The organism is Chryseobacterium sp. VD8 (assembly GCF_037149975.1).
Lineage (GTDB): Bacteria > Bacteroidota > Bacteroidia > Flavobacteriales > Weeksellaceae > Chryseobacterium > Chryseobacterium indicum.
This window is the reverse complement of sequence record NZ_JBBCQL010000324.1, coordinates 1-3,577: the sequence shown is the minus strand read 5'-3', so window position 1 is coordinate 3,577 and position 3,577 is coordinate 1. Positions and strand designations below refer to the sequence as shown.

General features: G+C 34.6%; 3 protein-coding genes and 1 pseudogene. All 4 read left to right on the top strand.

Translation table 11 applies throughout. The features are described 5' to 3' along the window. Positions 1-918 (top strand): annotated as a pseudogene (locus WFK35_RS21435) (hypothetical protein); the annotation flags it as partial. A gap of 8 nt (positions 919-926) precedes the next feature. Continuing rightward, positions 927-1,601: a 16S rRNA (cytidine(1402)-2'-O)-methyltransferase gene (rsmI, locus tag WFK35_RS21430; RefSeq protein ID WP_076391044.1), complete on the top strand. Its 675-nt coding sequence runs from the start codon at positions 927-929 to the stop codon at positions 1,599-1,601. Further along, a complete protein-coding gene (locus WFK35_RS21425; RefSeq protein WP_336734563.1) occupies positions 1,602-3,077 on the top strand; it encodes a WG repeat-containing protein in 1,476 nt (491 codons plus the stop codon). It abuts the gene before it with no gap. Positions 3,078-3,260: 183 nt separating this feature from the next. Then, a partial coding sequence (locus WFK35_RS21420; RefSeq protein ID WP_336734562.1) for an SDR family NAD(P)-dependent oxidoreductase occupies positions 3,261-3,577 on the top strand: 317 nt, incomplete at its 3' end.

Sequence of the window (3,577 nt, the reverse complement as noted above, 5' to 3'; positions counted from 1 at the left end):
TCTGAACCTGAAAATGATGAAGAGATCTCGGAAGAAATGTTTAATGAAAACAAAACGGAAGAAGAAGTTATCTTTAATCATCAGCTAAATGAAATTGATGAATTTGAAAACGAAATTTCGGACGATCGCGGAGATATTCTGAATGATTTTGATGAAGAAGAAAAGATCCAAAACAATTATCAGTATAAAAATGAAGAAGAATCTGAAAAAATCCCGAGTATTTTCGATGGTGAAGTTTTAGATGAAAATGAAGAAATTTTAGTGGAAGAAAATGATAATCAGTATTCTTCCCACACAATGATGGAACAGGGCGAATTGGCAACCGATACTTCAAATACTGAAAACATCATAAACGAAATTAAAAATGAAGCTTCTGCAGAAGAAAAACAGGAGACTTCAGTTTTAGCGGAAATTAATGACAGAAGAAAAATTGTTGAGATCAACAAACCTGTTTCTGAAGAGAAAGAACATTTAAAATCTGATGAAAGCTTTGAAAATCTCGAAGCCTATCATCATGATAAAAAGATAAAACTGGCAAACATCAAAGGTCTGAAAGCGGTACAGTCGCTTTTTGATGATGATCATCTTGAAAGAGATATGCCGAAGGAAAAAACAGTTCCTGAGAAAAAAGAAGAGACAGGAAGCATTTTAAAAACCAATATTCCAACCGATTTTATGGAAGCGGAAAAGAAAAAACCTGAGTTTAAACTCGATTTGAATGACAGGATTGCTTTCACAAAAACACTGTTCGGAGGAAGCCAGACGGAACTGAATGAAGTGGTGAATAACCTGAACAGTTTCAGAACACTGGAGGAGGCAAAAGAATACCTGAGTGATCTTTATTATGCCAAAAAATGGAGCAAAGTGGACGAATATGCACAGAGACTGTGGATATTGGTGGAAAATAAATTTTTATAAACTAAATTTTGAGCGGAATCTTATATTTTGTTCCTACACCGATCGGGAACCTCGAAGATATGACCTACAGAGCGGTAAATGTACTGAAAGAGGTTGATTATATTTTATGTGAAGACACAAGAACTTCCGGAATTCTTTTAAAGCATTTCGAGATTTCCAAGCCTTTAAAATCTTATCATTTACACAACGAGCATCAGACAACGGAAAAAGTAATTACAGACCTTAAAAGCGGTCAGAATATTGCGATTATTACCGATGCAGGAACTCCCGGAATCTCAGATCCGGGTTATTTGTTGGCAAAAGCAGGTTCCGATCATCATATTGAAATGATCTGTTTACCGGGAGCAACCGCTTTTGTTCCGGCTTTGGTGGTTTCAGGATTACCGAATAACGAATTTCTATTTGCCGGATTTCTTCCTCAGAAAAAAGGCAGACAAACGAAGCTGAAACAGCTTGCAGAAGAGAAAAAAACAATCGTTTTATACGAAAGTCCGCATAAAATCAATACCACACTGGAGCAGATTAAAGAATTTTTCGGCGAAGAAACAAAGGTTAGTTTAAGCCGTGAGATTTCCAAAAAGTTCGAAGAAACCAAACGCGGAACAATTCTTGAACTCATTGAGTTTTCCAAAAGCAAAACGTTAAAAGGTGAGATTGTTCTCATCGTAAATAATTCCATTTAATTGAAAAATTTAATTTTCGTACTGCTTTCGTCGGTCTGTTTCGGGCAGACGGATCAGTATAAACAGATACTTTTAACAAAAAAAACAGGCAAAGAAGTCCGTTTCTATTCCAAAGGATACGGAATGATTTCTGACGCCAAAACCGGAAAATCCGGAATTGTAGATTCTCTGGGCAATATCACTTTTGAGTATCCTGCAAAAAGTGAAATTTCACATTTATGGAAAAACAGGTTTGTTTTGAGGGTAAAAGCGGGAAATTCCAATGGAAAAACAGCGATCATTGATGCGAACGGAAAGGAAGTTATTCCGATGGATCTTTTTAGATTCAGAACCTGGGAAAATAAAGACAGGCTTATTTATTCAAAAAAAGGAAAGGAATGTGTTTACGATTTTAACGGAAAAGAAATTATTCCGTTCTCAGAAAAAATAGTTTTTGGAAGCGAAAACAGATTCTTTGTTAAAAATAACGGAGTCTGGCTGATTTATGATTTTGACGGAAAACAGATTTCAGACCGTCCTTTTACCGATGATCTTCGTTTCTACAAAAGCAGAACTTATCTTTCGAAAGGTGAAAAATCGGGAGAGGTTATTGATAATAATGGTAAAACCTTAAGCACCATTTCAGAACATAACGTAGACAATATCAATGCGTTTCCTTATTTGGTAACTTTGGATGTTTCTAAAAATAAATATGGTATTATTGATGAAAAAGAAAGCACCATTGCCGATGAAATATACGATCAGGCTTTTGTGGGCAGAGAATATATTTACCTTACCAAAGAAGATAAAGTAAGCATTTTTTCTAAGAGAGAAGGGAAGGTGTATGATCTTGATTATCATTATGTAAACCCTCTTTTTAATGGGTTGTTCAAAACCTCGCAGGATCAGAAAAATCCGAAAACTGCCGTCGTGCGTTTAAACGGAGAAGTTGTTTTTCCGAAGGAATATGACAGGGTAGAAGGATTGAGCATTGCAGGAGAAAAATATCTTTATCTGAGAAAGGACGATGAAGAAAAAATTCTGGATAAAAATTTAAAAAATATCCTGAATGACGATTACCAGATCGAAAAAATATTCCACAATACATTGATTGTCAATAAAAATGAAACCTTTTACACATTTTCACCAAAAACAGGAAATTATAAAGAATTAAAAGGATTTAAGGAAGTAAAACCTTTTGAACTTTATCCCACATTAGTCGGGAAAAACATAGACAATTTCTACGGGATGATGGATGAAAGCGGAAATGAAATTGTTCCTTTCGTCTACGATGACATCACCACTTTTTTAGGTGTTAATGAATTTGTGGTGAAAAAAGATAATAAATTCGGCGTTACCAACGATAAAAATGAGCCTTTAACTGAAATTGTCTATGATAAGTTTTTTCCGGATAAAAAAGGCATCAGACTTACCAAAGGAAAAGAAACAGAATTCATTTATTTTACAGAACAAAAAGACAGAAGTTTTATTGATTAACTTATTTAAAGTGGCTTTATGACAAAAAACAGTCATAAATTTTCGCTAAAAAAGTGATTTAAAATGCATTGAATAACATTTTGTAATATCTTTGCGCACTGTTTTATTTCTGTAAAATTAAATGCTGTATATTAGCCAACTTTCAAAAGGCTAATACGTTATAAAGAAAAATAATTGTCATATATGAAACTATTAGAAGGAAAAGTAGCGCTAATTACGGGAGCTACACGAGGAATCGGGAAAGGAATTGCCGAAATGTACGCCGAACAGGGTGCAAAAGTAGCATTCACTTACGCCGGATCTGTAGAAAAAGCGAAGGAATTGGAAGCAGCTTTAAGTTCTGTAACTCAAATTAAAGGATATCAGTCTGATGCATCAGATTTTGATGCCGCTCAGACTTTAGTGGACGAAGTAATGGCTGAGTTTGGAAAAATTGATATTTTGGTAAACAATGCAGGAATTACAAAAGACAATCTGCTTTTGAGAATGTCGAAAGATGA